The sequence below is a fragment of the Lysinibacillus louembei genome, from assembly GCF_033880585.1.
Classification (GTDB): domain Bacteria; phylum Bacillota; class Bacilli; order Bacillales_A; family Planococcaceae; genus Metasolibacillus; species Metasolibacillus louembei.
The window spans coordinates 187,634-213,393 of the sequence record NZ_CP137624.1 but is presented as its reverse complement, the minus strand read 5'-3'; the positions used below and the strand labels follow the sequence as shown (position 1 = coordinate 213,393).

Annotated in this window: 28 protein-coding genes and 1 other annotated feature; of the genes, 20 read left to right on the top strand and 8 right to left on the bottom strand. The window is 37.3% G+C overall.

Going from position 1 to position 25,760, the window contains the following annotated elements:
- Positions 1-98: 98 nt before the first annotated feature.
- Positions 99-2,672, top strand: coding sequence for a P-loop NTPase fold protein (locus R6U77_RS01245; protein WP_319837105.1), 2,574 nt, complete (start codon positions 99-101; stop codon positions 2,670-2,672).
- A gap of 123 nt (positions 2,673-2,795) precedes the next feature.
- On the opposite strand, the gene R6U77_RS01240 is transcribed toward R6U77_RS01245, so the two are convergent.
- On the bottom strand, positions 2,796-2,990 hold the full coding sequence (locus R6U77_RS01240) for a YjzD family protein (RefSeq protein ID WP_319837104.1): 195 nt from the start codon (positions 2,988-2,990) through the stop codon (positions 2,796-2,798).
- A 208-nt stretch (positions 2,991-3,198) separates the two neighbouring features.
- Between R6U77_RS01240 and R6U77_RS01235 the strand changes: the two genes are divergently transcribed.
- Positions 3,199-4,137 (top strand): beta-ketoacyl-ACP synthase III, encoded by a 939-nt coding sequence (locus R6U77_RS01235; protein ID WP_319837103.1) that lies wholly within the window; start codon positions 3,199-3,201, stop codon positions 4,135-4,137.
- Between the two features lie 23 nt (positions 4,138-4,160).
- Positions 4,161-5,399, top strand: a complete 1,239-nt coding sequence (gene fabF, locus R6U77_RS01230; RefSeq protein ID WP_319837102.1) for a beta-ketoacyl-ACP synthase II — start codon at positions 4,161-4,163, stop codon at positions 5,397-5,399.
- A 551-nt stretch (positions 5,400-5,950) separates the two neighbouring features.
- Here the strand turns inward: fabF and trpS are convergent.
- Positions 5,951-6,940 (bottom strand): tryptophan--tRNA ligase, encoded by a 990-nt coding sequence (trpS, locus tag R6U77_RS01225; protein WP_319837101.1) that lies wholly within the window; start codon positions 6,938-6,940, stop codon positions 5,951-5,953.
- Between the two features lie 55 nt (positions 6,941-6,995).
- Positions 6,996-7,218: a binding site (T-box leader), on the bottom strand.
- A gap of 431 nt (positions 7,219-7,649) precedes the next feature.
- Between trpS and spxA the strand changes: the two genes are divergently transcribed.
- The 5 genes from spxA (at position 7,650) to R6U77_RS01200 (ending at position 13,344) form a co-directional block, all read left to right on the top strand.
- Positions 7,650-8,048 (top strand): transcriptional regulator SpxA, encoded by a 399-nt coding sequence (gene spxA, locus R6U77_RS01220; protein WP_293929152.1) that lies wholly within the window; start codon positions 7,650-7,652, stop codon positions 8,046-8,048.
- Between the two features lie 344 nt (positions 8,049-8,392).
- Positions 8,393-9,043: an adaptor protein MecA gene (gene mecA / locus R6U77_RS01215; RefSeq protein ID WP_293929154.1), complete on the top strand. Its 651-nt coding sequence runs from the start codon at positions 8,393-8,395 to the stop codon at positions 9,041-9,043.
- Positions 9,044-9,158: 115 nt separating this feature from the next.
- Positions 9,159-10,292: a competence protein CoiA gene (locus R6U77_RS01210; RefSeq protein ID WP_319837100.1), complete on the top strand. Its 1,134-nt coding sequence runs from the start codon at positions 9,159-9,161 to the stop codon at positions 10,290-10,292.
- Between the two features lie 46 nt (positions 10,293-10,338).
- The gene (pepF, locus tag R6U77_RS01205; RefSeq protein WP_293929157.1) at positions 10,339-12,147 is read left to right on the top strand and encodes an oligoendopeptidase F; all 1,809 of its coding nucleotides are present in this window, start codon (positions 10,339-10,341) and stop codon (positions 12,145-12,147) included.
- A gap of 393 nt (positions 12,148-12,540) precedes the next feature.
- Entirely contained in the window at positions 12,541-13,344 is an 804-nt protein-coding gene (locus R6U77_RS01200; protein WP_319837099.1) for an EcsC family protein, read from the top strand.
- Between the two features lie 114 nt (positions 13,345-13,458).
- On the opposite strand, the gene R6U77_RS01195 is transcribed toward R6U77_RS01200, so the two are convergent.
- From R6U77_RS01195 to R6U77_RS01180, 4 genes are all read right to left on the bottom strand, one after another.
- Positions 13,459-14,277, bottom strand: coding sequence for a DsbA family protein (locus tag R6U77_RS01195; protein ID WP_293929161.1), 819 nt, complete (start codon positions 14,275-14,277; stop codon positions 13,459-13,461).
- The gene (locus tag R6U77_RS01190) at positions 14,274-14,672 is read right to left on the bottom strand and encodes a globin domain-containing protein (RefSeq protein ID WP_293929163.1); all 399 of its coding nucleotides are present in this window, start codon (positions 14,670-14,672) and stop codon (positions 14,274-14,276) included. The genes R6U77_RS01195 and R6U77_RS01190 overlap by 4 nt, the downstream gene beginning before the upstream one ends.
- Before the next feature lie 302 nt (positions 14,673-14,974).
- Positions 14,975-15,664 (bottom strand): lytic transglycosylase domain-containing protein, encoded by a 690-nt coding sequence (locus R6U77_RS01185; RefSeq protein ID WP_319837098.1) that lies wholly within the window; start codon positions 15,662-15,664, stop codon positions 14,975-14,977.
- The gene (locus R6U77_RS01180; RefSeq protein WP_319837097.1) at positions 15,654-16,253 is read right to left on the bottom strand and encodes a CYTH domain-containing protein; all 600 of its coding nucleotides are present in this window, start codon (positions 16,251-16,253) and stop codon (positions 15,654-15,656) included. The genes R6U77_RS01185 and R6U77_RS01180 overlap by 11 nt, the downstream gene beginning before the upstream one ends.
- Positions 16,254-16,369: 116 nt before the next feature.
- Between R6U77_RS01180 and R6U77_RS01175 the strand changes: the two genes are divergently transcribed.
- The 6 genes from R6U77_RS01175 (at position 16,370) to R6U77_RS01150 (ending at position 21,323) form a co-directional block, all read left to right on the top strand.
- On the top strand, positions 16,370-16,750 hold the full coding sequence (locus R6U77_RS01175) for a UPF0738 family protein (RefSeq protein WP_319837096.1): 381 nt from the start codon (positions 16,370-16,372) through the stop codon (positions 16,748-16,750).
- Positions 16,751-16,892: 142 nt separating this feature from the next.
- A complete protein-coding gene (locus R6U77_RS01170; RefSeq protein ID WP_293929171.1) occupies positions 16,893-17,567 on the top strand; it encodes a GTP diphosphokinase in 675 nt (224 codons plus the stop codon).
- Positions 17,564-18,361 (top strand): NAD kinase, encoded by a 798-nt coding sequence (locus R6U77_RS01165; protein WP_293929173.1) that lies wholly within the window; start codon positions 17,564-17,566, stop codon positions 18,359-18,361. Before R6U77_RS01170 ends, R6U77_RS01165 begins: the two co-directional genes overlap by 4 nt.
- Entirely contained in the window at positions 18,336-19,238 is a 903-nt protein-coding gene (locus R6U77_RS01160; RefSeq protein WP_406601068.1) for an RluA family pseudouridine synthase, read from the top strand. Before R6U77_RS01165 ends, R6U77_RS01160 begins: the two co-directional genes overlap by 26 nt.
- 330 nt (positions 19,239-19,568) lie before the next feature.
- Positions 19,569-20,945, top strand: a complete 1,377-nt coding sequence (gene mgtE / locus R6U77_RS01155; protein WP_293929175.1) for a magnesium transporter — start codon at positions 19,569-19,571, stop codon at positions 20,943-20,945.
- 51 nt (positions 20,946-20,996) lie between these two features.
- Positions 20,997-21,323 (top strand): 4-diphosphocytidyl-2C-methyl-D-erythritol kinase, encoded by a 327-nt coding sequence (locus R6U77_RS01150; RefSeq protein WP_293929177.1) that lies wholly within the window; start codon positions 20,997-20,999, stop codon positions 21,321-21,323.
- Positions 21,324-21,850: 527 nt separating this feature from the next.
- Here the strand turns inward: R6U77_RS01150 and R6U77_RS01145 are convergent.
- Complete coding sequence (locus R6U77_RS01145) at positions 21,851-22,351, bottom strand: CotY/CotZ family spore coat protein (RefSeq protein ID WP_293929179.1); 501 nt, start codon at positions 22,349-22,351, stop codon at positions 21,851-21,853.
- A 165-nt stretch (positions 22,352-22,516) separates the two neighbouring features.
- Here R6U77_RS01145 and R6U77_RS01140 point away from each other — a divergent pair, with 165 nt between their 5' ends.
- From R6U77_RS01140 to R6U77_RS01115, 6 genes are all read left to right on the top strand, one after another.
- Positions 22,517-22,915, top strand: a complete 399-nt coding sequence (locus R6U77_RS01140; protein WP_319837095.1) for a YhcN/YlaJ family sporulation lipoprotein — start codon at positions 22,517-22,519, stop codon at positions 22,913-22,915.
- Positions 22,915-23,370 (top strand): stage V sporulation protein AC, encoded by a 456-nt coding sequence (spoVAC, locus tag R6U77_RS01135; protein ID WP_293929183.1) that lies wholly within the window; start codon positions 22,915-22,917, stop codon positions 23,368-23,370. Before R6U77_RS01140 ends, spoVAC begins: the two co-directional genes overlap by 1 nt.
- The gene (locus R6U77_RS01130) at positions 23,364-24,359 is read left to right on the top strand and encodes a stage V sporulation protein AD (RefSeq protein WP_319837094.1); all 996 of its coding nucleotides are present in this window, start codon (positions 23,364-23,366) and stop codon (positions 24,357-24,359) included. The genes spoVAC and R6U77_RS01130 overlap by 7 nt, the downstream gene beginning before the upstream one ends.
- A gap of 9 nt (positions 24,360-24,368) precedes the next feature.
- Complete coding sequence (gene spoVAE, locus R6U77_RS01125; RefSeq protein ID WP_319837093.1) at positions 24,369-24,731, top strand: stage V sporulation protein AE; 363 nt, start codon at positions 24,369-24,371, stop codon at positions 24,729-24,731.
- Between the two features lie 64 nt (positions 24,732-24,795).
- On the top strand, positions 24,796-24,924 hold the full coding sequence (locus tag R6U77_RS01120) for a YjcZ family sporulation protein (protein ID WP_293929189.1): 129 nt from the start codon (positions 24,796-24,798) through the stop codon (positions 24,922-24,924).
- Positions 24,925-24,936: 12 nt separating this feature from the next.
- A complete protein-coding gene (locus tag R6U77_RS01115) occupies positions 24,937-25,185 on the top strand; it encodes a stage VI sporulation protein F (protein WP_293929191.1) in 249 nt (82 codons plus the stop codon).
- A gap of 145 nt (positions 25,186-25,330) precedes the next feature.
- On the opposite strand, the gene R6U77_RS01110 is transcribed toward R6U77_RS01115, so the two are convergent.
- Complete coding sequence (locus tag R6U77_RS01110; RefSeq protein ID WP_319837092.1) at positions 25,331-25,759, bottom strand: GNAT family N-acetyltransferase; 429 nt, start codon at positions 25,757-25,759, stop codon at positions 25,331-25,333.
- Position 25,760 lies beyond the last annotated feature (1 nt).

Below are 25,760 nucleotides of genomic sequence, written 5' to 3'. Positions count from 1 at the left end.
GAATGTTTTTGGCTTATAGTTGTTAATATTTTAAATTGGAAATCAATTGAAGATGTAGATAAAATATTAATTATATTTGTTTGAAAGGAGATTAGGATATGAGAATTTATCTTGATGAGGTAAAAAAATATTATAGTTGGGTTTTCATTTTTAAATATGCAATGTTATTAACATCAGCACTTTTTATCATTGATATTTTAAATTTTCCTACTAAGTTTTTATTGGCATATGATATGAAAATCACAGTAATTTTGATAATGTTAGTGTTTTTATTCTTTATATTAACAGCAGTAGAATTTCATTTTTTTGACGCGTTCAAAATTGTTTCGATAAACATAATCGATGCAATATACTTAGTGATTTTACTATCATCAATTTTATATAGTAGTATATCGTTAATATATGCATCTCTTTCCCCGTATAAAATAGTATCGCTAATACTTATGCTAATTATAGTAATAGAACTTATTAGAATAAGATCAGGCGGGATAAAAAAGGCAATTGAAACAGTAGGGGAATACAAATCGAATGTCATTGATTTAAAAGATATTTATAATGGTAAATTTTCAATGATAGAGGGGCAGCCTATTATGTTAGGTGAAAAAGAAGTTGATTATGACTTACTTAACAGAAGTAGCGTTATTAATTTATTATACGATACAATTCAAAACTGTAATCCTAATGAAGGTTTTGTTATTAGCTTGGAGGGGAGTTGGGGCAGTGGTAAAACAACTATAATAAGTAATGTAAAAAGGATGTTAAAAACAAACGAAGGGATAATTATAATTGATGAATTAGATCCATGGTCATATGCTAACCAAGAAAGCCTATTTTACAGCATGTTTGATACAATTATTCAGAAATCAGGAATAAAATTTAATTCATTATTAACTAAGCAAATGGCTGATTCTATTTATAGTAGCCTTTTTGGAAGTAAGAAGACAAATATGATTAAAAGTTTTCTGAAACCAATTGATACAATAGATGTATTGAAAAATAGAATAAATGACTATTTGAAGTTCTCTGGTAAGAAGGTAATCTTCTTTATTGATAATATTGATAGAGCAGAGAGTGAGAATATCGTTTTGTTATTCAAACTTATTGGAAACGTATTTGATTTTGAGCGGGTAATCTATATTCTTTCATTTGATAATAAACAAGTAAAGAACGCTTTTGAAAATAATTTAAGTATTGATTATCAATATTTAAAAAAAATAATTCAAATGCAAATTTTTGTACCAGAAGTAGATAGAAGTGTACTAGAAGACACAATGAGTAGATGTTTGAATAATATATTAATTGCCTATGGTGAGGATTTAAGTAAATTAAGTAATTATCATTCTTTTATTCGCGCTATTTGTAAATTAACAGAGGATTTTAGGGATTTTAAAAGATATATAAATTCGGTATTAAATACCCATGTTAATAACATGAATTATTTGGATACTAGAGATTTTTTATCAATTGAATACATTCGTTTAAATAATATACAATTATACAATACAATATATAAAAACCGAAAATATTTTATTTCTCATGATCAAATGGTAGATAAAGAAGTTTATAGGTCAGTTATTGATAGAGCTACTTTTAATATATCAGGAAACCAATTTTTTGAAACTCTATTTGAAGACCAAAATAATGCCAAATACCTTGATTTATTACAAGAGATTTTTCCATATGTGAAAAGATATCATACTAATCAACAATTAGAATACGATGGGAATGTTATTTTGAGAGATGATTCGTATCAAGAAATATCGAAAAATAATAGAATATGCAGTGGTAAATATTTCGATTTATATTTTACGAAAACAGGAAATGAATATTTGGAAGTTGGAAATAGAGTTGGACAATTTGTGAAAAGAATAAATAATATACAAGACTCAGAAGCTCCAGCACAAATTCTAAAGGATTTATTAGCGAGTATGCCTGATTATTACCAAAAAGAATTCTTCGAAAGATTACAATTATACATAGATGATTTACAAAATGAATCTATTTATGAATTAACAATTGCTTTATTTAAAAGTATAAATGATATTGATAATACTAGAGGTTTCTTTTCTCTGAGTGCCCGTAGTAGAGTAGAAATTATAATTTGGGGATTATTGCAAATGATAAATGAGGAGCAATATAAGGAATTTTTAGAAAAGATAAAAAGTGATTATGATAAAGTGCAAAATATATCCAGTTTATTATACTGGTTTAAACATGATAAGGAAGGTAAAAATATAACTGGTAGAATGGAAGAAATGGAAAAACTCTATAAAGAAATGTGTGCTAGCATTATAGAAGATTCAATTGATCTGTATGATGATGAATATTACAATAAAGGTAATATATGGGGATTGGTTAGGTGTTATGAAGAAGATTTATCTATTATCAAAAATTATATAAAAGATGTTATTAATAAGGATAATATCTTTAGGTTACTGTATGATATCATTGGGGTTTCTCAAGGCAGTGAACTCAGATATTCGATTTCAAATGAAAATTTATGCTATTTTACTACAAAAGATGATATTGATGAAATTCTTAAGGATGTTGAAAATGTCACTGATGACCAAGAATTTATATTGCAGGTTTATAATAACTATAAAAATGATAGTAGGGATGATTGGGGGGAAACAGGCATAGTTTCAAATAAAATATTAGATTTAAAGCCGTAAATAGTTGTTGTGTGGATTTATTTAAGAACATATTTGCTATTGCATATCATAATGAATTTGTTGAAATGCAGTTGTAAAATACAAAAGGCTGTAAGGAATCTACTTCCTTACAGCCTTTTGTTATTAATGATGACTATCCGTATCCGCCACTGGAGCGCTTGGAAGAACTGCAGCAATGATAAATACTAAAATGCTGACTGCTACAGAAAGAATAGCTGCTAAGCCGAAGTTAGGGTCTACACCTAAAATCGAACTTACTACATAAGTTAACATTGATACAAGTAGGAATGACCAGAAAAATGTCATAATGTATTGCATTTGTTTCACCTCTATTTAGACTTTGTATATCGTTTTCATTCAATCACATCTTTAATATAATACCACACGTCATGCAAAAATAAAATTACTGTTTTTTAAACAATTGTGAAGGTTGTTTGAAAAAGAATTTCTTGCGATTCAAAAAAATGTTGGCTATAATTAGTACCAAGTATTAATAATTAGTGTTAACCAAGAGAGGGGACGCTGTATGAATGCAGGGATTATCGGTATTGGCAAATACGTACCGGAAAAAATAGTGACAAATGAGGATTTAGAGAAAATTTTAGATACAAGTGATGAATGGATTCGTACACGTACAGGCATTGAAGCGCGCAGAATTGCAGCTGACAATGAAGATACATCGGATTTAGCATATAAAGCAGCTGTAGCAGCAATTGATAATGCAGGCATTAGCGCTGAGCAAATCGGCTTAATTTTAGTAGCGACAGTTACACCTGATCAAGCATTTCCAACTGTAGCATGTCAAATACAGGAGGCATTAGGTGCAAAAAATGCAGCAGCTATGGATATATCTGCAGCTTGCGCGGGCTTTATGTATGGATTAATTACAGCGAAGCAATTTGTTGAAGGCGGCAGCTATGATTATATACTTGTAGTAGGTGTTGAGAAGCTTTCAAAAATTGTTGACTGGGAAGATCGTAATACAGCTGTGTTATTCGGTGATGGTGCAAGTGCAGCTATCGTATCGAAAGTGTCTGAGGGACGCGGTATTTTATCATTTGAGCTTGGCGCAGATGGCACAGGTGGGAAATATTTATGCTTAGATGAACGCAATGCGATTGCGATGAATGGTAGAGAAGTATTTAAGTTCGCTGTGCGTCAAATGGGCGAATCTGCGATGAACGTTGTTGAAAAAGCTGGTTATAATAAAGAAGATGTAGATTATTTAATTCCACATCAGGCGAATATTCGCATTATGGAAGCGGCTCGTGAGCGCTTAGGCTTACCAGAGGAAAAAATGTCGAAAACGATTCATAAATATGGCAATACATCGGCAGCCTCTATTGGTATTTCTTTAGTAGATGACTTAGAAGATGGTAAAATTAAAGAGGATGATTTAATCGTACTCGTTGGATTTGGTGGCGGCTTAACATGGGGAGCTGTCGCACTACGTTGGGGTAAATAATACTTGAGGGGGAAGAGACAGACATGACAAAACGTAGAGTTGTTGTAACAGGAATCGGAGCAGTAACACCACTTGGAACTACTGCACAATTAACATGGGATGCAATTAAAGCAGGTAAATCGGGAATTGGCCCGTTAACACGTGTAGATGCAGAGAAATTTACAGCGAAAGTAGCAGCTGAAATTAATGATTTTGACATTGAGCAATTTGTAGAGCGTAAAGAAGCACGTAAAATGGATCGCTTTACACAATATGCAGTAGCGGCATCAATGATGGCTGCGAAGGATGCCGATTTAACAATTACAGAAGAAATGGCACCACGTGTAGGTGTTTGGATTGGTTCAGGAATCGGCGGTATGGAAACATATGAGCAGCAATTTTTAACATTCCAAGAACGTGGGGCTCGTCGTGTGAGTCCGTTCTTTATCCCAATGCTTATTCCAGATATGGCTTCGGGTCAAGTATCCATCTATTTAGGGGCAAAAGGACCAAACTCATGCTCTGTAACAGCATGTGCATCTGGTACGAACTCAATTGGAGATGCATTCAAAGTGATTGAACGTGGTGATGCCGATGTGATGATTTCAGGTGGCGCAGAGGCACCAATCGTGAATTTAGCAATTGCAGGCTTTACGGCAAATACAGCTTTGACAAATAACGCTGATCCAGCAACAGCGAGTCGTCCATTCGATAAAGAGCGCGATGGCTTCGTTATTGGTGAAGGGGCAGGTATTGTCATCTTAGAGGAGCTAGAGCATGCTTTAGCACGTGGGGCAAAAATTTATGGTGAAGTCGTTGGTTATGGTGCAACAGGTGATGCGCATCATATTACAGCACCAGCACCAGAGGGTGAGGGCGCTGCACGCGCAATGCAGCAAGCATTGAATGATGCGGGCGTTGAACCAAGTGTGGTAGGCTATATTAATGCACATGGTACAAGTACACCATACAATGATTTGTTTGAAACGCAAGCAGTTAAAACCGTGTTCGGTGAGCATGCATATAAGCTAGCAATGAGCTCAACAAAATCGATGACAGGTCATTTACTAGGCGCTGCTGGAGGCGTTGAAGCAATCTTTACTGTGCTTGCATTGCAAGAGGGCATTTTACCACCAACAATCAATTTACACACACCAGATCCAGAATGTGATTTGGATTATGTTGCAAATGAAGCACGCGAAGCAGCAATCGAGTATGCATTAAGTAACTCACTAGGCTTCGGTGGACATAACGCTTGCTTATTATTTAAGAAATATAGCTAATAAATGTGGGGCTTATCCGGAAAAATTCGGATAAGCCCTTTTAACAGGCGAATCATATTATATAAAAGGAGCCGTCCAGAAAGTGAACTTTCTGAACAACTCCGCTTTTTTACATAATAAATTTTTGATTAAAATTGTGCTCCTGCGGTGGTCACAATAGAGCTTTTCTGCGACGAGTAATCGCAGGAGCAAATGGTTTTAACTGCGACGAGTAACCGCAGGAGCAAATGGTTTTAACTGCGACGAGTAATCGCAGGAGCAAATTGTCACCATCCTCGTCGCAAAGGGGGCGTCCCAAAATGCCTTTTCGAACGCCCCCTTTTCAATGATGTATTTTTTTCACCTTCACCGAATATCTCTGTATAAAAAGGATGGTGTTATCGTACGGTTTGTTTTATTTTTATTTTGTTATGGAGTGAGCGTTGTGTCCATAAGTAATTGTATTTTGTATTTAAACTATCGTACGCTTGGATATTCTTGGTCAGCGGTCGGGCTTTTTTTACTTAATACGTACGAGCCATACATAGCCGTCGCTGCACTATGTGTGCTATTTATCGTCGTTTTCGACCTAAACCCATGGCGTTCTCCATCTTCTTAAGCGTTTTCGTTGCGATTGCATTCGCTTTTTCAGCACCTGTATCTAAAATATCATCTAATTCAGGGGAATCAATTAATGCATAATAGCGCTCTTGAATTGGTGCTAAATGCTCGATAACAGCAGCTGCTACACCTGCTTTAAAATCGCCGTAGCCTTTACCATCATATTTCTTTTCTAAATCTGCAATGGAAACGCCAGATAATGCAGATTCAATTGTTAATAAGTTCGATACACCTGGTTTATTTTCTACATCGAACTTCACGATGCCTTCTGAATCTGTTACGGCCGATTTAATTTTCTTTTCAATTTCCTTTGGTGTATCTAAAACGCGAATTGTCGCTTTTGTATTTGGATCGGACTTGCTCATTTTTTTCGTTGGTTCTTGCAATGATTTAATGCGTGCGCCTTCCTTTGGCAATTGAATATCTGGAATTGTCAAAATCTCATTGTAACGTTTGTTGAAGCGCTCTGCTAAATCACGTGTTAATTCAATATGCTGCTTTTGATCCTCACCAACAGGAACGATATTTGTATTATATAGCAAAATATCTGCTGCCATTAATGGTGGATATGTTAGTAATGCGGCAGATACTGACTCTTTACCGTGTGATTTATCTTTAAATTGCGTCATGCGCTCTAATTCGCCGATAGAGGCGACACATTGTAGCATCCATGCAGCTTGTGCATGTGCAGGAACCTCTGATTGAATAAATAAAATTGATTTTTGCGGGTCAATACCGACTGCAATATACATCGCAGCAAGGCTTCGAATGCTTTTACGTAGCTCTAAGCGATCCTGTGGTACGGTGATTGCGTGCTGGTCAACGATGCAATAAATCGCTTGACCTTGATTTTGTAACGCTGGAAATTGCCTCATTGCCCCGATATAGTTACCGAGCGTAATGGTACCTGTTGGCTGAACGCCTGAAAAAATTGTTGTCATTTGAATTCCTCCTTACAAATTAAATAAAAAAACATCACGCGTCCTACTTAAAAATAGTAGGGACGAATGATGTTTGGAATCCGCGGTACCACCCAGCTTGCTCATAAGTTGAGCCACTTAACCTTCGTAACGTGAAGTATGACGAGCTTTGCTACTTAAATATATGTTCACAAAGCTAACTCGGAAGCCCATTCTGCTTGTATGATGGTCTGTTTACACCAACCACAGACTCTCTAAACACCACACTCAAGCATACTCTTCTTCTTCATTGTTTTTTAAATATAATTGATTATGACTGACATTATAGTATATGTAGGTAAAAAAATGCAATACCTTTGTATAAAGTAAATTCAAAAAGGTTAATCTTGTTGTAATAGCAAGGAACCTTTTAGCACAAGAAACGTATTTGTTATAGAAGGAATAGTTTTTCTCGATTATTTATAACTAATTGAGAAAAAAATCAAACGCATGTTTTGTTGTATGACAGTTTGGGTATAACTATACTGTTATAAACTTTGTTGCATATACAAGTAATAGTTTAGAATTAGTCACATTTCATTATTTTTTTAAATTAAAGGGTTTTTTGTTGACATCCTATATTCAAAGTATGTGTTATAGTGTATAATAGCCATAGTAGTTAAATTAAATTAATTCTAAATTAAGAATTCAATAATATAATCGATTCCAACAGGGAAGGATGTGTTACGAAATGAAAGTTACTTTATTTACATCACCAAGCTGTACATCTTGTCGTAAAGCAAAGGCATGGCTTGAAGAACATGATATACCTTATACAGAGCGCAATATCTTTTCAGAGCCATTAACAATAAGTGAAATTAAAGAAATTTTACGTATGACAGAAGATGGAACAGATGAAATTATTTCAACTAGATCGAAAATATTCCAAAAGTTGAATGTAGATGTGGAAAACTTGCCTTTACAACGTTTGTACGAGCTTATTCAAGAATATCCAGGCTTATTGCGTCGCCCAATTATTTTAGACGAGAAACGTTTACAAGTTGGGTATAATGAAGATGAAATTCGACGTTTTTTACCACGTGGTGTCCGTGCATTCCAATTGCAGGAAGCACAACGAATGGTTGATTAATAAGATGATGAGGTTGTCTGAAAAGCATGCTAGCACATGATTTTTTCAGGTAATCTCATCTTTTTTTGTGGGACTTGCTTTACGATTTATAACATAGTACAATGTAGTTTCAATATTCTAATAATTAAGGGCTAATTTTCGGTAATTTTAGCGTTTTTGGTGTTTTTCCTTTTCATTTTTTGCGGGAACATCATACAATAGAATTATAGAAAAGTATTAGCACTTTCTATAAATGATTGTGGCATGTTCCACTGTTATGAATATGTATGAAAAAGCTTTAAAAGTTAAATGATAAGCAATACATGTTCTTTTTAGCAAATGACTGTGAAGGGAGTTGAGGTCGAATGGACATCGAACGCATCAATGACAATACATTAAAGCTGTTCATTACGTATAGAGATATTGAGGACAGAGGTTATAGCCGAGAAGAAATTTGGTATAACCGTTCCAAAGGTGAAGAGCTATTTTGGGATGTCATGGCTGAAGTCAATACAGACGATTATTTTGATTTAGAAGGGCCGATTTGGATCCATGTGAATGCATCGGAGCAAGGGCTTGAAGTCATTGTTACACGTGCAAACATGAGCAATGATGGTGAAAGCTTAACAAATAGCTTTGAGGACAATCAAGATATCGCAGCACAGTTACGCGAAATGGAAGAAACTCTTTTAGAAACAATGGAAAACGAAGATAATGAGGAAAGCACAAATTTAGTAAGTGCTCGCTATAAATTTAAAGATATTGATGAATTAATACCAGTCGCTAAGCGTCTAGTGACATATGGAGCGGCATCATCACTATATAAATTAGATAATGAATATTATTTATCAGTCGATTTTTCAGAAATGGCAGATACTTATGAGCGTCGCAATGCGATTGCAATTTTGAGGGAGTATTTACAGCCAACAAAATTAACAATTCATCGCATTGAGGAGTACGGTCAGCCGATTATGCCAGAGGATTGTTTCGAAACAGTCATTCAATATTTCGCATAAGGAAAAGCTGTCAGGAAAGTGTGTTAACATATCACTCTCCTGACAGCTTTTTGCATTTTTGTTTTGAAAAATCAGATAATTTATTTATAATGGAAGGAGGAAAGGAGGTTAAAAAGTGTTAGTTGCTCACACTGAACATGGAAAACTCATTACTATTACTCTAGAAACATGTTTAAACAGACTACAGCAATTACGTCAAACAACTACGTTTTATTGTCCACAATGTAAACAGCCCGTACAATTAAAAATTGGACGAGTTAAAATTCCCCATTTTGCCCACTACAAATTAAGTGCTTGTGATGCATTATTCTCTGAGGGTGAGTCACCTATGCATTTATTAGGAAAGCAGCAGCTATATTCCTTTTTTCAAAAGCGAGTAGAACATGTAGTTTTAGAAAGCTATTTATCTGAGCTACAGCAAAGACCCGATTTATTTGTCATACATCAACAGCAGCGTTATGCGATTGAATTTCAGTGTAGCGTAATACCGTTTGAGCAATTTAGCGAACGAACCGCAGGCTATGAAAAGCAAGGCATTATTCCACTTTGGATTGTGAAAACTCCGAATAAAATTCCCACATTTGGCATAAGAAAAATAACAGTAAGCCAATTTTACCAACATTTTTTTAAACGATATAAAAATGAGCTTTATTTAATCACATATGACATAGCATCTAGCCGCTTTATTTATTTTAGCAATTTGCAATATGTGCATGGGCGCACATGGCTTGCCAATGTTCAGCCTTTGCTGTTAGAGAAGCAATGCTTTCCATTTTTTGTACCAAGATCATTAACGGAGGTGCAATTCAAAGAGTTATTAAATTTATACAATGTGCAACGCAGCCGCTTTTTTCGAACAAAAGTTTTCTTTAATCGAAAGGGCTTGAACGATTTATTTTTGCGTGGACTTTATGAACAGCGTCTTACTTATGAGCAGCTGCCAAATTATATTGGTATACCGATTCGCGGAGGAGAGGCAATCTCTCTATTTAGCGCAGAATGGCAAAGCCATTTATTTTATTTTCTCTGCATTTTTGGTAGCAAAATTTCGCAGTTGGACGAAGCGAAAATATGGGCTTTTTTAAGATGGGCTAGGCTGCCACAGACGAGGAAGGCATTTTTTGTTGTTGAGCGTTATATCGCTTTTTTGTGTATGATAGGTGTTGAAACGATTGCTAATAAAATTGAAGATACGACGATATTTCATCATTTAGTTAGCGAATTGATTGCATTTTCAGAAAAGAATTGAGAAAATAAAAGGGTATTTCGTAATATAATTTTTGGAGGCATTTATAATGGCAAAACAAGTGTTAACACGTGAAGAGGTTCCTGTAGAGTTAACTTGGGATTTAACATCTATTTACCCAACAGACGAAGCATGGGAACAGGAATTTACAGCGATTCAAAGCTTATTAGAGCAAGCTGGAGAATATAAAGGAAAAGTGGCAACAGGTGCTCAAGGGCTATTTGATACGCTACAATATAGCGATTTAGTAAGTGAGCGTTTTAGCAAGCTATACGTATACAGTCACTTAAAGCATGATCAAGACACGGCGAATGGCACGTATCAAGCGATGGATAGCCGAGTGAAATCACTTGGTGCAAAATTGAGTGCGGCATTATCATTCATTACACCGGAAATTTTAGCATTGGATGAAGCGACAATTGCTGCATATGTAGCAGAGCATGATGGCTTAAAATTATATGAGCAAAGCTTAAAAGAATTAAATTTAGGTCGCCCACATATTTTATCTGCTGAAAAGGAAGAGCTACTTGCACAATTGTCTGAAGTTTCAAACGCGTCTGGTGAAACATTCGGCGCATTAAATAACGCAGATATTGAATTCCCTAAAGTGAAAAATGATGATGGGGAAGAAGTGCCATTAACGCACGGCTCGTATATTTCATTTTTAGAGAGTGATAATCGAGAAGTACGTGAAGGTGCATTTAAAGCAATGTATGGCACATACGGCAAATTCCGCAACACATTTGCATCGACATTGGCTGGTAATGTGAAGTCACAAAATGCCAATGCCAAAGTGCGTAATTATGAATCAGCACGCCATGCTGCAATGAGCAATAACTTCATTCCGGAAAAAGTATATGACCAATTAATTTCAACAATTCATGAGCATTTACCAGTGCTGCATCGTTATGTGGAACTGCGCAAAAAAGTGCTAGGTTTAGATGAATTGCATATGTATGACTTATTCACACCGCTTGTTAAAGAAGCCAAAATAGAAATGCCATACGATAAAGCAAAAGAGCTTATGGTGAAAAGCTTTGCGCCGCTTGGTACAGAATATCAAGAAATCGTACAAAAAGGTTTAGATAGTCGTTGGGTAGATGTTCTTGAAAACAAAGGCAAACGTAGTGGTGCCTATTCATCAGGCACATATGGCACAAACCCTTACGTTTTAATGAACTGGCAAAACAATGTGGATAATTTATTTACATTAGCACATGAATTTGGTCATAGCTTACATAGCTATTATTCACGTGCAAATCAGCCATATCCATATTCAAGCTATTCAATTTTCGTAGCTGAGGTTGCATCAACATGTAACGAGGAACTATTATTCGATTATTTATTAAACACGCTAGAAGATCCACAGCAAAAAATTTATTTATTAAATCACTGGTTAGATGGATTCCGCGGTACAGTATTCCGTCAAACAATGTTTGCTGAGTTTGAGCATATTATTCACGAAATGGACCGCAATGGTGAAGCTTTAACAGCAGAAAAGTTAACAGAGGTTTATTATAACTTAAATAAACAATACTTTGGTGATGCGATGGTAGTAGACGAGGAAATCGGCTTAGAGTGGGCACGTATTCCACATTTCTACTATAACTACTATGTATATCAATATGCAACAGGCCAAAGTGCAGCAACAGCGTTAAGCAAGCAAATTTTAGAGGAAGGTCAGCCAGCAGTTGAGCGCTATATCAATAACTTCTTAAAAGCAGGCTGCTCAAATTTCCCAATCGAAGTACTAAAAGCAGCGGGCGTTGATATGGAATCACCATCTCCAATTGCAGAAGCATGTAAAGTGTTTGAAGAAAAATTAAATGAGTTAGAGAAATTGCTTTTAGAGAAGTAATTTGAAAAATGGCTGTTGGAAAATCATTTTCCGACAGCCTTTTACTTTATTTAAGGGGAAAGTGCTCCTGCGGTGACTGCGTCATCCTCGTCGCAAACAATCATATTTGAAAGTTCCTTTCAGATATGATTGTTTGCAACCGCTTACTATATGACGATTTTGTGAAACAAGCTGTAAAGCGTTGCAACGGGTGTTGTTCCGTGATAAAGTAATACATGTGAAATACATCACATAACAAACATACACCCCTTTGTTTGAACGTGAACATTTCTCCCATCCCCTTTTGTGTAAGAGGCGCCCTATTGTCGAGAGTAGGGCGCCTCTTTTGTTTTTTGAAACTTTTCTTCAATTTTTCCGTATAGTAATCTAAACCATATAAAGGATGTAGAGAAGATGGAAAATAAAGCGCAATTACAGCAATATTTACAGGATATTGGAAAGTGGGAGAAGGATCAGCAAGGGCTGTGGTTTTGGGAAAAGCTAGGGAGATTGCCTTTTGTATTGCTTGATAAGCTAACCCCTTCCTTTATGCAGAAGAAGATTGCTTTATTAATGGATGAATTAGGGAGCTATATTCAATCTGGTGGTAAATATTTGATTAATGAACAAGCTATGGTGGCAAAAGTCAGACATTATTCCTCTCATTGGGAGATTCATGATGTACAGGATATTGGACAGATTTCCGTACAGTATATGATAGAACTAAGTGAGCAATTGCAACAAGAGCGTGTAAAATTCGCTACTCTGCAAGGGGCTTCTACAGGTGTTGGAGGTATTTTTACATTAGCGATTGATATCCCACTTATTTTAGGTACGGCATTGAAAACGTTGCAGGAAATTGCCATCATTCATGGCTATAATCCAAACGATAAAATGGAGCGTATCTTTATTATTAAATGCTTACAGTTTGCAAGCTCTGATATTGTTGGGAAACAAGCTATTTTACAAGATATTTCCTCAATGCATGATAGCGAGCATACATCTGATACGATGATTGCACAGCTGCAAGGCTGGCAGGAAGTATTCAGCACATATCGCGATCAATTTGGCTGGAAAAAGCTATTCCAAATGATACCGATTGTCGGGATTGTCTTTGGGGCATATGCCAATAAAGGGATGATTCAAGACATTGCAGAAACGGGAAGTATGCTATATAGAAAAAGAAGAATTTATGAGAAATTGAAAGAAACAGAATGATAGAGAAGTCTGTATCAAAAGTGAAATAACATGCATTCAACATAAAGAATGCCCGAGAAGAGATCATCTTTTCGGGCATTTTCTGTATAAAATGAAATAAAAGTGCGCTTTTGATTAAACGATATTTCCTTTAAGACGCCATAATGCGATGTCGTCTGTCATTAGTCGTTCCACTTTTTGTTGGAGCATTCGCTTTTTTAATTCTCGTTCGGCCACTGGCTCAGCAATTTGATATATTGATGCAACTTCAGTTGTCGTGAGCGTTTGGAAACGAATAAATAATTCATCTAATGTTGGAAGAGGTTGACGTACTAACTGACCTTGAATCATTTCTCCTAAAATATGTTCATACACCTCATAGTCATATAAACCACTTACTTTTAACCCTTCGTCTTCAACATGTTCATTAAAAAAGACAATGCTAGGTACTTCGTGAACTTCCATTTCACGCGTAATGTATAAATCGCATTGGAAGGCATGTGCTGCTTCCTTTGAGCCGAAATCAATTGTAAATTCATTCATGTCCAATTGCACTTCAGCTGCAATTTCTGTCAATGCGACATGTGAAAGTATATTTTTAGTTTGTAGTGCTGCATGCTCCTGCAGCTTTGATAAATAACGTGAGCCAGCGCGCTTGCCCTGTAATTCAGCCGCTTTGATAGCGATAGAGGGCAATGCTGGATGGGTAATATCTAGCTCGTCACCGGACAAACAACCTTTAATGCGATTGCTTAAGCAATTTAATGATGTTAGTTCAGTGCTTAAAACATAGCGCCAAGAAAAATAATGCTCGTATTCCAATTGCAGCTTACGTAGCATGGACTGCATAGCAAAGGAGTTTGGACATAATGGGTCGATGAAAATGTACAGCTCTACTGGTTTAATTGTCGGTAAGGAGGCAGTAGACTGTGGTATCATCTGAATATTATTCACTCCGTTTCCTCCTCTTCGTTTGGTGAATTGACCATATGATGAGCAGTGAGCACAAGACGTTGATAATAAACTTCACGGAATTTTCCGTCCAAGCCTACTTCATCCATTGCCTCTGCCATACATTCAAGCCATGCCTGTGCCCGATCTGGTGTGATTTTAAAAGGCATATGTCTAGCACGCATCATTGGATGACCATGTTCCTCGGTATATAAATTAGGTCCACCTAAGTACTGTGTTTGAAATTGGATTTGTTTGCGAGCTGTTTCAGTTAAATCCTCTGGAAAAATCGGGATAAGCTTTGGATGTTTTGCTACGCGAGCATAAAAAGCATGAATTAGCTCAGCTAGCTTTTCAGCACCAAGTTCCTCGTAAGGAATCGTGTATTTTCGATTCATAGTGATACTCCTTTGTACTTACAATTACATTTTCTATATTAAAGTGTGTGTTTATCTTGGTTCAGGAGAAAACCCCTTCCTCTAGTAGCGAGGGAATGAATGCCCCTTGGTTCAGCGGGTGTCCAAACACCCACTGAACCAAGATAAAAGCCTCCGGCGGATGTCACAGATTTTTTTCAAGCGTGCCTGAAAAAATCTGGACGCGATTACACTGAGGCGTAATTGATTATGACATTATATTTATTCTAACAACGTCTATCCTTTTTCTCAAACAAAGCGCTCGTTAACAAATTTAGGAAGCGTTAAGCATTGTAATAATTTAAAACTTTTTGTACATAGTTTTGTGTTTCTTTAAATGGTGGAATGCCATCATACTTTTTGACGTTGCCTGGCCCAGCATTATAGGCTGCTAATGCTGTTTCAAGGTTTTGACCGAATTGGTTTAACATTTGGCGTAAATATTTTGCACCGCCCATTATATTTTGCTCAGCATCAGTCGGGTTTTGTACACCTAAGTATTTGGATGTACCGGGCATTAACTGCATTAAGCCGACTGCACCCGCTGTGCTAACTACCTCTGGATTGAAATTCGATTCTTGTTTCATTACTGCAGCAATTAATTTTTCAGGTAAATTATACGTTGCAGCTGCTTTAGCGATTGTCTCTTTATAACGACTAGCACCTGCTAATAGCTCATTGTAAGCCTCTTGTCCTGTATAATCTTTAACGTATTGCTCCAGTGGTGAGCTTGCAATGGCCCCTTCATATAAAAAAGCATCCAAATACTTTGTCTGTGGTCCTATTAGTCCACTAGTTTGACTTAATGAAAACTCGCTACCTAGCTCCGCTGTTAACCCCGTTGGTTGCTGTGCTTGCAAAATATCGCCAAGCATTTCATTAAACAACGTGTTATTTGAGTTATTCAATGTTGTATTTCCAACGGATTGCATTGCTTGGATTTCCATTAATATTTTCATTGCTTTAATATCCATCGTTACGCTCCTCCCTCTGTAGTGCTGCCGCAAAACGGGCAATTTTTTTATCTGCATGTGCAATTGGAATATTGTAATGAGTCAAAAATTGTTGGAAAATAGTACGTCCAACTATTTCATCTGTTGCTTCATATTCTACCTCATAATCATCTTGCTGCAAATAAAAAGAATGATCGAGCACAAGCAATCCTCCCTCATAAGGAATTTCTGCACGCTCTGTAGCAAGTGTACCGAATAGCGCAAGCTGCTCTGTAGCAATGCCTCGTTCTTGTAATCTTGCAACAACAGTTGGCGCTGTCCATTGCCCTCCTTGCAAAATATGTTGCACCTGTTCCTCTGTTAAAAGGTCCGTTGTTTCAATATGTGTATGGTCGCTTGATTTTTCCTTCAATGTACATTCGATTTTATTTGGTAATATACGGATCCTCAATCCACTTTCGATTGCCTTTAATTGAAAATCGGCTGTGTCGAAATAATGATTTTCCTGCCGAACGACTTCTTCCTCTTGAATGTCGAATGCTGTTAGCAATTCGTCGTATTTTGTTTTCGACAGCATATTTTTAAATTCGATTTCAATTCCATGACTCATTTTATTTTCATCCTTTTTTCGTTATTTTTTGCATGCTAACTATTTTCAAAAAAACCTCACTGCATCCCTTTTCATCGTATGGTAAAATAGGGGGAGAACGATTGGAAGGGAAGTACATGAACGTGCGTAAAGTATATACAATTCAAAACTTTGAACAAATACATAATGATATTTATTTTAGTTTACACGATAGTGAGCAGGTGGTTCAAATTCAACCGATAGGACAAGTTATCGTGGATTCAGATAATATGGCATTCATTTATATCGTGGAGGAAGATGGTGCGTATAGTTATTTGAGTTTCCCTCAAACGGTATGGGCAGCATTATTGCAAGTTGTGGAGAAAAAATGTGATCCATTTTTATCACCTGATATAGCACTCCCTAACTTTGCAGAGGAACTTGAGTATTTATTGTGGAATATTCAAGATAATGAAAACTACGGTAAAGAATTTGTTGAAGCTGTAGGTGAGCAATTTGCAGCAATTTACCTTGATTAAGTAATGAAGCACATTTAAGATAATCATTAAAATTACTCATAATCAATAAATTCGATTGCATATATTACGATTTGTGGAGTAAATGAAAATGCGTAATATATTGCTGAAATAGGGATGCTATTTCATATGAGGGGGTTTTGTAATGGGTCAGTGGGATGTTTTTTTGAGCCCTTATAAGCAAGCAGTAGAGGAGCTAAAAATAAAATTAAAAGGCATGCGCTCACAGTTTAATATTGTTGGAGCGAATTCACCAATTGAATTTGTCACAGGCAGAGTGAAGCCTTTAGCGAGTATTTATGATAAATCTTTAGAAAAAGGGATTACATTTGAACCTTCTCAACAATTAGCCAACGAGCTACAAGATATCGCAGGACTGCGAATTATGTGTCAATTTGTCGATGATATTGCGACAGTAACCGAACTGATTCGGCAGCGTGAGGATTTTACGATTGTCGAGGAAAAGGACTATATTACGCATAGTAAACCGAGTGGCTATCGCTCGCATCATATGATTGTCGAATACCCTGTAGAAACAATTCATGGTCAAAAGGTGGTGCTAGCGGAAATTCAAATTCGAACGCTAGCAATGAACTTTTGGGCCTCTATTGAGCACTCATTAAACTATAAATATAAAGGTGCCTTTCCAGAAGAAATTCAGGCTCGTTTGCAAAGTGCAGCTGAAGCAGCGTTTCGCTTAGATGAGGAAATGTCGCAAATACGCAATGAAATTCAAGAAGCACAAGTATACTTCAACGAAGTAAAGGAAGCACCAAGCGTCAAATTACATGCTGAAAAAGATAAGGGGGTAAGCTCATGACATCATTTGCAATTCAATCACGCCGTGACGCACAATCTAATGAATTGATGGAGCTCGCAACATCATATTTACAAGACTTTGGGTTAACGCTAGATGAGGAAGAACCAGATATTGTATTGTCTATCGGTGGAGATGGAACACTTCTACATGCATTCCATCGCTATACACATCGATTAGATAAGGTAGCATTTGTTGGTATTCATACAGGTCATCTAGGCTTTTATGCCGATTGGAAACCATCTGAACTAGAGAAGCTTGTACTATCGATAGCGAAAAAGGAATTTAATGTTGTTGAATACCCGTTGTTGAAAGTGAATGTTCACCGCCATCATTCAGAGACGAGCCATTATTTAGCTTTGAATGAAGCAACAATTAAATCACCAGACGTTACGCTCGTTATGGATGTTGAATTAAATGGTACTCAATTTGAACGCTTCCGCGGTGACGGTTTATGCGTATCTACACCATCTGGTAGTACAGCATACAATAAAGCATTGGGCGGAGCTATTATCCATCCAACATTACCAGCCTTTCAATTGACAGAAATGGCATCTATTAACAATAGGGTGTTTCGTACAGTAGGCTCCTCACTTGTGTTTCCAGCGCATCATACATGCGTGTTAAAGCCAGTGAATGATCAGCGTTTTACGATTACTGTTGATCATATTCAATTGACAGAAGCCGATGTTAAATCAATTGCATTTAATGTTGCGCAAGAACGTGTGCGTTTTGCAAGATTCCGTCCATTCCCATTTTGGGAGCGTGTGCATGACTCGTTTATTTCAAATGAATAATCCATTTACATTACAGTTTGAAGTACAGCAGGACATGCTGTTACGTGAGGCGGTTGCATTATGTGGAATTTCGAAGCGGGCGTTAACAGCGATTAAATTTGATGGTGGCAAAATTTTTGTTAATAGTATAGAGCGTAATGTACGTCATCGAGTTGTCAGGGGAGATATTGTAACAATTGTCTTCCCGCAAGAGGAAGCAAGTGAGGGACTCATTCCACAACAAGGACATTTAACAATTGTGTACGAGGACGAGGCACTTCTGGTCATTGATAAGCCAGCTTATATGAGTACAATTCCTTCACGCGAGCATCCAGATAATAGTGTAGCGAATTTTGTTCTCGGTTATTTTCAAGCGCAAGGGCTTGCTTCAACTGTCCATATTGTGACACGACTTGATCGTGATACATCTGGCTTGCTTTGTATCGCTAAAAATCGACATATCCATCATTTAATGAGTGCGGCACAGCAGCAAGGTGATGTACATCGGCAATATGAGGCAATCGTTTATGGGCAAGCAACAAATCAGTCGATTATTGAGCCGATTGGGCGAAAAGAGACGAGCATTATTGAACGACAAGTGCGACAGGACGGACAATTTGCACATACAGATGTTGAAGTGATAAAATACGGTAGGTTAAATGATTGCATCATGTCACATATTCGCTTAACATTGCACACAGGTCGTACACATCAAATACGAGTACATATGGCATATGTAGGTCATCCACTTGTAGGCGATGAGCTTTATGGCGGCGATAAGGAGATAATCAATCGTCAAGCATTGCATTGTGTTTCCTTAACGCTTCGGCACCCTTTAACGAAGGAAATATTATCTTTCAGTAGCGAATTACCAGAGGAATTGGCTAGCTTATTATGATTTAGCAGGTGTTTGGACATCCGTCGAGGCGGAATTGATTAAAGTAAGGATTGACGATTATATTGATTGCTAAAAATCCACGTAGACATGAAAAGTTCGAAGTGGATTTTTATTATTTTATGATGATTTAGCGAGTCATACGAGTTTTGCAAAGAAGTTTTTTCAAATAAGCGTGAAAGAACGCAATTATATCAAGGTATAATGGATAGTAATGATTTGAAAAATCTAGCTACTTTGCGGTGATTGTAAATTTTATTTGTCTTTTTAAAATAATGATTTACGAACTTACTACATTGCTTGTATGATGAACTTTGAGAGGAGGGGACAAGAATGGTGGAACCAAAACGTGAAAATAATGAAGTGCGCTACAATGAAGAATTTTTGCAAATGCTGTTGATGGAACAAGAAATCGATGCGTTTCGTGAGCATTTTTTAGCACTTCACCCGTATGATCAGGCCCAATTTTATGAAAAGGTGGGACCAGACATACGTCAAACCATCTATATATACTTGTCTCCTGAAGAAATGGCGTTAATCTTTGAAGTCATCGATTTAGAAGATGATGAGTATGAGCAATTTTTAAATGAGATGGACCCAGCATACGGTGCGGCAATGCTGTCCCATATGTATACGGATGATGCAGTTGACGTATTAAATGAGCTAGATAATGATCAACGTGAAAGCTTAATGGAAATGATGGACAGCGAAACCGTCGAGGAAATTAATGAATTATTAGGCTATGCAGAGTATACAGCTGGCGCAATTATGACGACTGAGTATGTCACAATTTTGGAAAACTCTACAGTGCGTTCTGCGATGGCTGTATTGCGCAATGAAGCGCCAAATGCCGAAACAATTTACTATATTTTCGTTGTCAATGATCAGCGACAATTAGTCGGTGTTATGTCATTGCGTGACCTAATTATTGCGGATGAAGATACATTAATTCACGATATTATGAGTGAGCGTGTCGTTGCTGTAAAAGTGGGGGATGATCAGGAGGATGTTGCGCAAATTATGCGTGATTATAATTTCTTAGCGATTCCAGTTATCGATGACAATAATGAGCTACAAGGGATTATTACTGTCGATGATATTATTGATGTTATTGATGAAGAGGCATCTGATGACTATTCGAAGCTTGCCGGTATTTCCGATGCGGACGATATTGATGCAGGCCCATTGAAGGCAGCAATGACGCGTTTACCATGGCTTATTATTTTACTGTTTTTAGGCATGATTACGGCAAATTTAATGGGGCAATTTGAGGCGACATTAGAGAAGGTTGCATTGCTCGCAGTGTTTATTCCACTTATTTCAGGAACATCTGGTAATAGTGGTACACAGGCATTAGCGGTTGCGATTCGTGGGATTGCGACAGGGGAGATTAATGAGCAAAGTAAGTTTAAGCTGCTGATGAAGGAATGTTTAACAGGGTTATTTACAGGTCTTGCTTGTGGTGTAACCGTTGTCGCAATTATTTTCTTCTGGAAACACCAAATAACGATTGGCTTATTAGTTGGTGCGGCAATTTGCTGTTCCATTTTAGTGGCGACAATTGCGGGCTCATTTATTCCACTATTAATGGATAAGCTAGGCATTGACCCAGCGGTAGCATCAGGGCCGTTTATTACAACATTAAATGATGTTACAAGTATTTTAATTTATTTAGGCTTAGCAACAACATTTATTAATCAAATTATGTAACAAAGCATCACAATTCTGCATATCGTATGAAAAAAAGGTGGGCGATTGTCGATGAAATATCAACCACTGCTTTTCATTAGAACGCCGTCTTATGCAGTTGAATTGACGGAGATAGAGCAGCAGGAGCTAGATGAGAGTACCTCAATTTATGAGATGCCACAAACGCAACAAATAACAAATTCATTAATTGCACATCAATTGCGCTATTTTACACGTCCTGTGACAAAAAATCGCATATTGCTTGTTGTGTTGAAAAATGGAGAGCGGCTTGTTGGCACAATTGAACATTTGAATGGGACAGATGTTATAATGAAGATATTTGAGCAAAAAACAATTATTCCTGTGAACGATATTGCAACAATTCATGCATCTAAATAAGGGAGAAAACGTATGGAATCGAATTTTTTAATTTGATTTCATGCGTTTTTTCTTTAGCTTAGCGTTGTTTTCCTTGATGGTGAATGTTTTAGCAAGGAATGACTTTTGGTTGTATTTCCCCTAGCAATGGCTAGATGAGCTGTTTTACAAATGCTACGAAGTGGACAACAACCTGAAGGATTGTATTGAACAATGAACGTTTAAGCAAAAAATCCCCACTTGCATGGAACCGACGTTATGTGTAAATAGCTAAAGCACAGCTTGCTTCTGTACAACATACACTGTAAACAGCTTGACCAATTTTTTAAGCAAAATGGTGATTTACAAAAAATCGACGCTTTACAACAATATTTGAAAAAATAGAGCCTGTGTCGTTCTAGCTCAGACAAGCAATTCTCTATATGTGTCAAGGTAACAAAGTACAAACAGAAAAATTCCTTCAAGAAGGAGAGCAGCATTATAAAAGATATGCGCAAACCCTAAATACTATAGAGTTTGCGCGCCATTTTTGTGAAATTATGCGGGGATTAGTTACAAATTCCTAAGTTCACATCAGCAACACACTGTACAGCACAGAAGCAGTTTAAGTCAACTGTAATACAACTGTCTGTTACGGCGAAGTTTGATACATCACAAATCGCGCGCAATGACACAGCAGTACCATCGCTATTTAATAAATCAACTGTATCACCGCCACGGTCTAACGGTAATAATACACGTAATGTTGCACAGCAATCATCGAATACATCCTCTACACGGAAAAAGACAGATGCACAATCCATAGAATCTTCTGCGCTAAATGTAGCAACGAATGGTGTGCCGTTTTTTGTTAACAGCATAAATACACGTGTATCTACATTTGATCTACCAGGGCTAACGATGCCACCTAAAGGCTCTAAAAAGCAATTTGTTGTACAGCGAGAACATTCATCACGTACAGACTGATTTTGAATGTCTAAAATTGCACGAACTACTTCACAAACGCAACCTTTACTCGAGCTTGGGCTAACTGGTTTACCACAACCCATACTCTTTCACCTCCTAATATAAGTTCTCTCTACAATATGAGCCATTTTAAAAATGAACAGGGCGTTCGCATAGAAATAAGCATCTACTTTTTGAATAAAGCAAAAAAAAATGCTCATACTAGTTGAAATGATGGATATATAGAAAATAAAAGAGGGAGGCATGAAATGGTAGGGCGTTTTTTAGTTGTAGCAATATGTGTGCTCTTACTATCTGCCTGTGGCGAAAAAGAACGGATTGTCGCATATGATGAGCAAGATGCAAAAACGATAGAGATTAAGCAAGAAATTGAGAAAATGACGTCGATTCGTAAGGCGAAAATAATTGTTGCTGATAGCGACATTATTGTGGCAATTGAAGTAAAGCCATTGCAATCATTTAAAGAGCAAAAAATTGCGCAAAATTTACAAAAGGAATTGGAGAAGAAGTGGGAGCATTATGATATCCTCGTTTCTTCAGATTTCAAGCTGCTTTGGGAAGCGGATAAATTGATGACGGAGCAAAGTGAGCAGAAGGTGACGGAAAAAATAGAGCACTTAAAAAAGCTAGCGAAGGAGGAAACATAATGAAGGAATCTCAATATAAAACGATTGAAGAGCAAATGACACCAACGCCACCTTATGCGATGAATGTATTAAAGGCATTTTTAATTGGGGGGTTCATTTGTGTTATTGGACAGGCGATTTCCTTCTTTTATATGATTTTTTTCGACTTTACTGAAAAAACAGTTGGCAATCCAACTGTTGCAACGATGATTTTTATTTCGATGCTTTTGACAGGCTTAGGGCTATATCGCAAGCTTGGGCAATTTGCAGGTGCTGGTAGCGCAGTTCCAGTGACCGGCTTTGGCAATGCAGTCGTTTCTGCTGCGATTGAGCATCGTACAGAGGGCTATGTGCTCGGTGTAGGTAGCAATATGTTTAAGTTAGCTGGTTCGGTAATTGTTTTCGGCACAGTATCTGCCTTCGTTGTTGCGTTAGTGAAAACAGTGCTTGTTATGCTGGGGGTTGTTACATGGTAATTTTGTTCCAAACGAAGCCAGCGCTGTTAGCTGGTGCTGCGGTTGTCGGTCCATTAGAAGCTCGCAGTGTTTTCCGCTCTTATTTTGATTTAGTAGCAGATGATGAACGTTTTCAAGAAAAAACAAATGAGCAAGGACAAAAGCGCCTTATCACAAATACTTGTCAGTTTGTGATGGACAAGGCTAGAATAAAAAATTTGGATATCGATTATTTTTTAAGCGGTGATTTAATTAACCAAATGACCCCAACAAATTTTGCGGCACGGGAGTTAGCCGTTTCCTTTATCGGTATGTTTTCAGCATGTGCAACATCTGTTTCATCGGTCATTATTGCAGGTTTATTAACGGAACTAGGTGCGTCAAAGCTAGCAATTGCAGGTGCTTCGAGCCAGCATAATGCGACGGAACGTCAATTTCGTTATCCGGTCGATTATGGCGCACAGAAGCCTGCCACCGCACAGTGGACAGTAACAGGAGCTGGCTATACTTTAGTTGGTCCACATCAGCCAGAGTATCCGTACTTAGTCGCAGCGACCGTTGGTAAAGTAACAGATTATCAAGAGACAGATCCCTTTCATATGGGTGGGGCAATGGCTCCTGCTGCATACGATACGATTAAAAAGCATTTGCAGCAACGACATCAAAAATTAAGCGATTACGATATGGTGATGACAGGTGATTTAGGGAAAATAGGGTTGAAACTTGTAAAGGCGATGTTGGCTGAAGATGGTATTAAAAATGATGAACTTCAGTTAATTCGGGATGCTGGTGCTGAGTTTTATGGGGAAGATGAGTCGTTTCAGGCTGGAGCGAGTGGAGCAGGCTGTTCCGCAACGGTTTATTATAGCTATGTGTTAAGTCAATTCATGACAGGACGCTTTAAACGTGTTTTGCTTGTCGCAACAGGTGCGTTATTATCTCCATTGTCTTACCAGCAAGGAGATACGATTCCATGTACCGCCCATGCGATTGAAATTGCGATGAACTGAGGGAGAGCGATGTATACTTTTATTTTAGCTTTTGTAGTTGGAGGTATTATTTGTGCAATTGGTCAGCTGCTAATGGATGTTGCTAAGCTGACACCAGCGCATACACTATCAATATTAGTCGTAGCAGGCGCAATTTTAGATGGCTTCGGCTTATACGAGCCGTTGATTGATTTTGCAGGTGCAGGTGCAACGATTCCCATTACTTCATTCGGGAATTCGTTAACACATGGTGCGTTAGCAGAGGCTGAAAAACATGGCTTAGTTGGAGTCGTGACAGGGATGTTTGAGGTAACAAGTTCGGGTATTAGCGCCGCCATTATTTTCGGCTTTATCGCAGCATTGATTTTTCATTCAAAAGGAAAAATGAATTAGGGCATTTACCCCTCCTATGACAGTTGGCTTAGCATAAACTACACTGTAGAAAGGAGGGGTACTCATGTGGAATCAATGCGGTAATGTACAACCAGATTACTGTGGTGGTGGGGGTAGTGGCTACGGCTCAACATTTGTATTAATCGTTGTACTATTCATTTTACTAATTATTGTTGGTACGGCATTCTGCTAAGGAGGGCGAGCAATGGATAAAGGTTTTTTTAAACAGTTTGAACGGAAAACCGGTGTGGAAATGGATGAAGTATTCGCACTAGCTCGCGCTATACAATATGCAGATTTCTCCAATGAAAAACAAGTACGAAAAATTGTGCAAAAGGTGAGTAAAGTAGCAAAACGTAAAGTCTCTCCACAGTTAGAAGAACAAATTGTACAATCAATTTTAAAAGATGGCAAGTCACTTGATTTAAGCAAAATTGAACGAATGATGCGTTAATCAGCAAAGAGCTATCTGCAATTTTTCAGATAGCTCTTTAAATTAGTAGGAACGTAGAATAAACTTGAAAAAACGTAGAATAAATCCCAAAAAACGTAGAATAAACGCACAAAAGCGGCTTGGAATTTCCAAGCCGCTTTTGATTTTAGATTGATTTCTCCATTGCACGATGTGGGATACCTGCATCTAAAAACTCTGGAGATGTTACTGTATAGTGTAGTTTTTCATAAAATGGAACTGCATAGCTTTGCGCGTTGAGCTTTAGTTTTTTCCAGCTCTTTTCTTTAGCTACCTGTTCAATATGCTCCATTAGTAAAAAACCGAGTCGTTGTCCGCGGTATTCATTTAATACGCAAACGCGTTCAACTTTACCAACGAGTGGTTCATATTCTCTTAAACGTGCAGCAGCGATTGTTTGTTCACCATCCATCACGATAAAATGATCTGCTGTTTGATCGAATTCGTCTAGTTCAAGATGGACTGGCACGCCTTGTTCTTCTACAAATACTTTTGTGCGGATATCAAACGCACGCTGTAATTGTTCTTTTGTTAAAGCAGAGTGTACTTGAAACATT

What these genes read in the sequence shown, in the direction of transcription:
- R6U77_RS01245 (WP_319837105.1), top strand. Translation starts at nt 99, where the DNA reads ATGAGAATTTATCTTGATGAGGTAAAAAAATATTATAGTTGGGTTTTC.
- R6U77_RS01240 (WP_319837104.1), bottom strand. Translation starts at nt 2,990, where the DNA reads ATGCAATACATTATGACATTTTTCTGGTCATTCCTACTTGTATCAATG.
- R6U77_RS01235 (WP_319837103.1), top strand. Translation starts at nt 3,199, where the DNA reads ATGAATGCAGGGATTATCGGTATTGGCAAATACGTACCGGAAAAAATA.
- fabF (WP_319837102.1), top strand. Translation starts at nt 4,161, where the DNA reads ATGACAAAACGTAGAGTTGTTGTAACAGGAATCGGAGCAGTAACACCA.
- trpS (WP_319837101.1), bottom strand. Translation starts at nt 6,940, where the DNA reads ATGACAACAATTTTTTCAGGCGTTCAGCCAACAGGTACCATTACGCTC.
- spxA (WP_293929152.1), top strand. Translation starts at nt 7,650, where the DNA reads ATGAAAGTTACTTTATTTACATCACCAAGCTGTACATCTTGTCGTAAA.
- mecA (WP_293929154.1), top strand. Translation starts at nt 8,393, where the DNA reads ATGGACATCGAACGCATCAATGACAATACATTAAAGCTGTTCATTACG.
- pepF (WP_293929157.1), top strand. Translation starts at nt 10,339, where the DNA reads ATGGCAAAACAAGTGTTAACACGTGAAGAGGTTCCTGTAGAGTTAACT.
- R6U77_RS01200 (WP_319837099.1), top strand. Translation starts at nt 12,541, where the DNA reads ATGGAAAATAAAGCGCAATTACAGCAATATTTACAGGATATTGGAAAG.
- R6U77_RS01190 (WP_293929163.1), bottom strand. Translation starts at nt 14,672, where the DNA reads ATGAATCGAAAATACACGATTCCTTACGAGGAACTTGGTGCTGAAAAG.
- R6U77_RS01185 (WP_319837098.1), bottom strand. Translation starts at nt 15,664, where the DNA reads ATGGATATTAAAGCAATGAAAATATTAATGGAAATCCAAGCAATGCAA.
- R6U77_RS01180 (WP_319837097.1), bottom strand. Translation starts at nt 16,253, where the DNA reads ATGAGTCATGGAATTGAAATCGAATTTAAAAATATGCTGTCGAAAACA.
- R6U77_RS01175 (WP_319837096.1), top strand. Translation starts at nt 16,370, where the DNA reads ATGAACGTGCGTAAAGTATATACAATTCAAAACTTTGAACAAATACAT.
- R6U77_RS01170 (WP_293929171.1), top strand. Translation starts at nt 16,893, where the DNA reads ATGGGTCAGTGGGATGTTTTTTTGAGCCCTTATAAGCAAGCAGTAGAG.
- R6U77_RS01165 (WP_293929173.1), top strand. Translation starts at nt 17,564, where the DNA reads ATGACATCATTTGCAATTCAATCACGCCGTGACGCACAATCTAATGAA.
- R6U77_RS01160 (WP_406601068.1), top strand. Translation starts at nt 18,336, where the DNA reads ATGACTCGTTTATTTCAAATGAATAATCCATTTACATTACAGTTTGAA.
- mgtE (WP_293929175.1), top strand. Translation starts at nt 19,569, where the DNA reads ATGGTGGAACCAAAACGTGAAAATAATGAAGTGCGCTACAATGAAGAA.
- R6U77_RS01150 (WP_293929177.1), top strand. Translation starts at nt 20,997, where the DNA reads ATGAAATATCAACCACTGCTTTTCATTAGAACGCCGTCTTATGCAGTT.
- R6U77_RS01145 (WP_293929179.1), bottom strand. Translation starts at nt 22,351, where the DNA reads ATGGGTTGTGGTAAACCAGTTAGCCCAAGCTCGAGTAAAGGTTGCGTT.
- R6U77_RS01140 (WP_319837095.1), top strand. Translation starts at nt 22,517, where the DNA reads ATGGTAGGGCGTTTTTTAGTTGTAGCAATATGTGTGCTCTTACTATCT.
- spoVAC (WP_293929183.1), top strand. Translation starts at nt 22,915, where the DNA reads ATGAAGGAATCTCAATATAAAACGATTGAAGAGCAAATGACACCAACG.
- R6U77_RS01130 (WP_319837094.1), top strand. Translation starts at nt 23,364, where the DNA reads ATGGTAATTTTGTTCCAAACGAAGCCAGCGCTGTTAGCTGGTGCTGCG.
- spoVAE (WP_319837093.1), top strand. Translation starts at nt 24,369, where the DNA reads ATGTATACTTTTATTTTAGCTTTTGTAGTTGGAGGTATTATTTGTGCA.
- R6U77_RS01120 (WP_293929189.1), top strand. Translation starts at nt 24,796, where the DNA reads ATGTGGAATCAATGCGGTAATGTACAACCAGATTACTGTGGTGGTGGG.
- R6U77_RS01115 (WP_293929191.1), top strand. Translation starts at nt 24,937, where the DNA reads ATGGATAAAGGTTTTTTTAAACAGTTTGAACGGAAAACCGGTGTGGAA.
- R6U77_RS01110 (WP_319837092.1), bottom strand. Translation starts at nt 25,759, where the DNA reads ATGTTTCAAGTACACTCTGCTTTAACAAAAGAACAATTACAGCGTGCG.